This window comes from Aminobacterium sp. EBM-42, assembly GCF_001896635.1.
GTDB lineage: Bacteria > Synergistota > Synergistia > Synergistales > Aminobacteriaceae > Aminobacterium > Aminobacterium colombiense.
Genome location: NZ_MPPC01000002.1, coordinates 1 through 2613 on the forward strand (window position 1 = coordinate 1; position 2613 = coordinate 2613).

Annotated in this window: 1 protein-coding gene and 1 pseudogene; both read right to left on the bottom strand. The window is 35.0% G+C overall.

Annotation, left to right across the window (positions count from 1 at the left end; all coding sequences use genetic code 11):
- Positions 1 to 90, bottom strand: a pseudogene (locus BUC50_RS00050) (hypothetical protein); the annotation flags it as partial.
- A gap of 490 nt (positions 91 to 580) precedes the next feature.
- The gene (locus BUC50_RS00055) at positions 581 to 2212 is read right to left on the bottom strand and encodes an asparagine synthase-related protein (RefSeq protein WP_286677021.1); all 1632 of its coding nucleotides are present in this window, start codon (positions 2210 to 2212) and stop codon (positions 581 to 583) included.
- Positions 2213 to 2613 lie beyond the last annotated feature (401 nt).

The following is a 2613-nucleotide window of genomic DNA, read 5'->3' on the forward strand; positions in this document are numbered from 1 at the left end:
ACGCCGTGCAAGTGTAGAGCTGAAGGCACTAACGTCTTCTACAGCTCCTCCCATCCATTGAACCATATCTACATAATGAGCGGCTTGATTTGAAAGGCATCCACCATCGAATTCCCACGTCCCTCGCCATTTAACTTGGTCTTAGTATTCTTGAGGCGTGTCTCAAATACATTAAATGAAACCATATAAAACCAACTATACTAACTAGCTTCAAAAGCTTTTCGCAAAAACTGAATGATCTGAGTGAATTTGTTTTATTTTGTAATAAAATAAGATACTTATACTACATTATAACGCATATAGTTACATCTACTGATTCAAGATATCAGCTGTTTTTTGCTTGCGTTATTATAATATGATCTGAATGAAAGCCATATCATGTTGTTCCCGAGCATTTTTATTCGTCTCTTCCCTGTGGTATCTTTCATATGTAACATTCTGTCTTGAGATAGATTTCGTTGGTCGCAAACAGAAACCATCTTCTTTCGGGAACTGTGAAATGTTGAGCCGAAAAAATAGAGGTGCGAAAATATATAGGTACTACCAATTTTTTAACTATAGGCAAGAAAAGGTGCCTTCTTTAGTTTTTTCGCTTATCAAGAATTCTTAGGAATAGCCATAAAGAAACAAGTCTTCCCAAATTCTTGTTTGGGATATTGTCAATTGCGATTTTTGGGTTTAATAAACCTATTCCGACTAACTCTTTTAAAATGTTAGACCTTTTAAGTCTTTTGCGAAGGAGCGAATAGAGGTTCGGATCATTTAGTGATATAGTTACCTTTCTTTTTTGTAAATTTAGGAAAACAGAGGTTAAAACTTCTGGTATTATTCTTTTGGGCAATAAAGTCATTCCGAGTCTCGTTGTTGGCAAACTCGCTATTTCTTGTTTTGTGTCCAATACAGCAATTATTTCTCTATAAAATTGATGGCCAAATCTGAGATGTTTAGGTAAATTTATCCCATAATGGACAAGTGCTACATCTAATAAAGGGGAATAATGAGGAAACATTAGGGGACTAAAACCTCGTGGTGCCGCTATAATGTATTTATAGAAAATCTCATCAGCAAGTCGAAATACATCACATTTATGATACTCAGGGAAGATATCTTTTAAAAATTTTTTTGTGTCCTTTTTATAATTTGCTGATTTTTCCCTTATTTCTGTTTGAAAAAGCTGGTCGGGTGTTTGGCTTCCCATGCCCCAACCGACAAAACCAGTATTAACCAACTTATCCACAAGCCTATTTTTTGAGTTGCAGGATAGAAGAGCACAGCGCCATTGCTTCGCATCTTTATAAAGTTCTCCAGCTTCTCCACCTAAAGCAAGAGAGATACCTCGTTTGGCCCTTTCCTTATGTAACTGAAATAAGCGGTGCATTCCAACAAAGTCATTAATGCCCTTACTATTTTTCGCAATTTCATAAAGGTCAGAAATTAAGGTATCTTCATCAACTTTGTGAATTGAAGTAAAATGCTCATGAGAATTTAGATGTTTTGCTATTTCTGAGCTAATAATTACATCTGGGTGCGTAGGTTGCCCTGAAATAGTTGTTTCAAATGAACATCCCAAATGATTAAGTATAGCAACAATGATACGACTATCTGTACCCCCGGTTAAATCGATACTAACCTTTTCTTTTCTAATTGCATTTGCGAGTATCTCCCATTGGTTCAAATATTCAGAAATAGAATCATGTTTAACGGTTCTCAGAAACGGGTCGTCTTCTTTGTCGCGATTTATTAAAAAGAAATTCCTCTTTTTGACAGATACAATTTTTGAGGGGGGAATTTGTTCTATTGCATCAAACAAAACCTTTGGCCCAAACTGAAAACCTGTAAGAACAAACTCAACTGCTTTATCAAGCGAAAGGTCCTCTTTGTTGAGGTCTGTTCTTTCTGTCAACTCAATAAGCGAGGAAGATATCATATCTTGGTTTTTATAAATAGGCATTTGGCCGCTTGCATCACTAGCTACAAGGATCTCTTGCTTTTCTTCATTTGCTAGAACAAGAACAAAAGAGCCATGTAGTTTTGAAATGGCGGAACAAAATCCATGTATTTGTAAATTTTTAAAAAATTCCCTTATTGTTTTTTTCCCGCTTTGTTGGTTAAAACCATATATAAAACCTTCCCAATAAATAAAAATAGAACCTTCTTCATAAATATTTGTGGAATTATTAACAATAATATGTCCGCTTTTCTGTATTAGCATTGCTATTTTCCCCTGTCAGTAAAAGATACGCGTAAAGTAGATATGTATAATTTTTAATTCTTTTTTCGTCTGTCTATAATAATATAACGAATTGTATGAAGTAAAAATATATGAATATTTAGCCTTATGAAAGTATGACAATCATTGGGCTAATTTCTTTTAACAGTGAGCAAACAGCTTGATTAATTATAATCCAAGCTGCCCGCCAGTAAAAATGTTAAAGAGTTTTTAAAGCTTAAACAGATACGTTAAGAAGCATAAATTACCGTTCTTTGTTATACGCGGCTTCAATAATCTCCACAGTCTTTCGAGCTTCTCGTCCGGTCACTAGTGGCTCTACTTTACCATCAAAAACATCAATAACGTGGCGATAGTAATCGAGATGTCCGAAGCCGTAAACA